We start from the raw sequence: 3172 nt of genomic DNA on the forward strand, positions 1-3172 counted from the left end.
CCTTTAGTTCCTTGGTCAAGCTTGATTTCTTGACCGAGCGCTTGCGATTATTTTCATAAGACTGTTGAGCATAGTCGGCAGAATAAACCTCTTTAAAGCGCCCTTTTCCAAGACATTGTCGGACTGTCCCACGTTTGATTTCATTGTGAATGGTTTGAGGAGCTTTTCCAAGTAAAGAGGCGATTTCTCTATTTGATCTCCCTTCCTTTTTCCATCGTTCGATTAAGCGACGGCTATCGATTGTCAAATGTTTGGCTTTTGTAGTATAATGGTTTTGCATCTCTGTGCCTTTCTTGTGTTTGTGATTGAACAACAAGTATAACACAGAGGTGTTTTCTTATGCCTAGAAGAGCTTTCATTTGACAAGAGGAACCCTTGAAGCAGTTTTGTCAGCTAAACCAAGGCTAATCTTAGCCTTGGCTTTCCAGCTTAACAGCTCCAAGCCTCTTATCAAATGAAATCGAGTACTAGCTATCAGCTAGTTGAACCATCTAATTTTTAGGAGGGCTGGGTGGCTAACTTCATTATAGAACTTTCAGGAGTTATCCGAATCATAATTTTAGATAAATATTGGGTAAACATTGGGAAAATACTTGACATATATGTTGTAGAAGAGTATAATGATGGTGATTCAGGTGATTCAGGTGATTCAGGTGATTCAGGTGATTCAGGTGATTCAGGTGATTCAGGTGATTCAGGTGATTAAAAATAATAATAAAGAGGTGACCTAAATGGGGAAGAAAAAGATGATTTTTGCTAGCCTAGCCAGTGCGGTAGTTTTAGGGGCTAGTCTTACTAGCGTTCAGCAATTGGCTGTAAAAGCTGATGAATCAAATACTACTAACACTAGCAAAGCATCCGAAAAATCTAAAAAGGATCTTGAAAAAGCGGAAGCAGCTAGAAAAGAAGCTGAAGCTAAAGTTGCTGAACTACAGAAAAAAGTAGAGGAAGCGAAAGCCAAAGCTGAAGAAGCTGCTAAGAAAGCGAAATCTGAAGCAGATGAGGCTAAAGTTGCAGATGAGGCAAAAGCAAAAGCTGAAAAAGCTAAACAGGCTGCTGATGCTGAGCTAGCTGCTGCTAAAAAGGAAGAAGCTGAAGCTAAAGAAGCAGTGATGAAGGCGTTGACAGAACTTGAAAAGGCTGCCGAAGATAAAATTAATGCTAACGATGAGATTAAGGACAAAGCAGCAGCTATTAAAAAAGCAAAAGAGAGAATCGGTAAAGAAGATTTACTAAAAGCAATTGAAAATGGTCAAATCAAGGCCAGTGATGTTGTAAAGGAATTGCCAACAAAGGAAGATGAAGAACGAGTTATTACTAGCAAAGATTCTTCTCTTCCTGAAGAGATAAAAGCTAAAATCAAAAAAGCCGAGGAGGCTGATGCCAAACGTCCACAATCAGAAAAACTGCAAGACAAGGCGGATCAATTGGGGGATGAAATTGACTCTCTAACCAAGCAAGCTAATAAGGCTAAAGCCGAAGCTGAGAAAAAAGCTGCAACTCTGGTAGAAGAACAGAAAAAACTAGAAGAAGCGAAAACAGCTCATGAAGCGGCACAAGCTGAATTTGAAAAGGCTTTAGCACTGGCTGAGTCTTATAAAGAAGATATTGATACTCGTGTTGACGACTTCAATGAAACTCTGAAAAAGGTAAAGGAAGCAAAAGCTAAGGAACCAAACACTTTGCTTAAAGAAGAACTTATTGATGCATTTACTCAATTAGAGGAGGCTGAAGAAGCTAAGATTAATGCAGATGATAAGATTAAGGACAAAGCAGCAGCTATCAAAGAAGCAAAAGAGAAAATCGGTAAGGAATATTTACTAAAAGCAATTGAAAATGGGGATATTTCACTAGAGGATGTTGTGAAAGAATTACCAACAGAAGATGCTAAAACTACACCTGACAGCACAAACGTGGTTTATGAGAAAAAATCGCTTCCTTCAGATAAAATGATGGAAGTTGAGAAAGCCGAAGCTGCAGAGAAGGCACGTCCAGAGTCAGAAAAACTGCAAGATAAGGCGGATCAATTGGGAGATGAGATTGACTCTCTAACCGAGGAAGCTAATAAACTTAAAGCTGACTTTGAGAAAAAAGCTAAAGAACTTGAAAATAAACAAAAGGATTCAGAAGATTATAATCAAGCCAAAGCTGATCTTGAGGAGAAATATGGAGTTCTGGAAGCTTATAAGGATGCGATTGACTCTCGTGTTGATAAACTCAAAGAGACTCTTGAGAAGATAGAAAAAGTTAAGACCTCAGATCAGAAAAAAGAAGATAAAGCCAAAGCTGATCTTGAAGCAGCCTTGACAGAGCTTGAAAAGGATGCCGAAGCTAAGATTAATGCAGATGATAAGATTAAGGACAAAGCAGCAGCTATTCAAGCAGCCAAAGCGGCAATCGGTAAGGAAGATTTACTAGACGCAATTGAAAGTGGTGTTATCAAGGCCAGTGATGTTGTGAATGAATTACCAACAGAGGATGCTAAACCTAACTCTGAAAATAGCAATAAGTTCTATAATGAGAGCAATCTTCCGGAAGATATAAAAACTCAAATTGAAAAAGCCAAAGTTGAGGATTCTAAACGTCCAGAGTCAGAAAAACTGCAAGACAAGGCGGATCAATTGGGGGATGAAATTGACTCTCTAACCAAGCAAGCTAATAAAGCCAAAGCCGACCTTGAGCAAAAAGCTAAAGCTCTTGAGGAACAAAAAAGAAAACTCAAAGAAGCGGAAGCAGCTCGTGCAGTAGCAGAAGCTGAATTTAACCAGGCGGATGCCCTTGTCGGATCTTACGCAGAAGATATTAATTCTCGTGTTGATGATTTCAACAAGACCCTTGAAGAAGTAAAAGAAGCAAAAGCTAAAGAACCAGCTAAATCGGAAGAAGAAACTCCAGCTCAACCCCAAGAAGAAGCAGATCCTAGAATTGCGGAGTTAGAGCAAAAAGCAGCAGAATCGAAGAAAACAGCTGACGATGCGACTGCTAAGGCTGAAAAAGAAAATAAAGAAGCAAGAGAAGCTGAAAATTCAAAAGCTGAAGCTGACCAAGCTCAAACAGCTGCTGAAGCTGAACTAGAGAAGGCTAAAGCTGAGGCTGAAAAAGCAAAAGCAAAAGTTGAAGAGCTTGAAAAAGCAGAAAAAGCTGATCAGGAATCAGCTCCAGAAGAACCAGC

General features: G+C 39.4%; 3 protein-coding genes. 2 read left to right on the plus strand and 1 reads right to left on the minus strand.

Translation table 11 applies throughout. From position 1 onward, the window contains the following. Positions 1 to 280, minus strand: a 280-nt coding sequence (locus tag HT691_RS04565) for a helix-turn-helix domain-containing protein (RefSeq protein ID WP_172925271.1), incomplete at its 3' end; no start/stop codon positions are given. Between the two features lie 231 nt (positions 281 to 511). Here HT691_RS04565 and HT691_RS04570 point away from each other — a divergent pair. Then, positions 512 to 706 carry a hypothetical protein gene (locus HT691_RS04570; RefSeq protein ID WP_166737015.1) on the plus strand — a complete coding sequence of 65 codons (195 nt, stop codon included), beginning with the start codon at positions 512 to 514 and terminating at the stop codon, positions 704 to 706. Positions 707 to 731: 25 nt separating this feature from the next. Continuing rightward, a partial coding sequence (locus tag HT691_RS04575; protein WP_172925272.1) for a cell wall-binding protein occupies positions 732 to 3172 on the plus strand: 2441 nt, incomplete at its 3' end.

The sequence above is a fragment of the Streptococcus sp. 477 genome (genome assembly GCF_013277295.1).
GTDB lineage: Bacteria > Bacillota > Bacilli > Lactobacillales > Streptococcaceae > Streptococcus > Streptococcus pseudopneumoniae.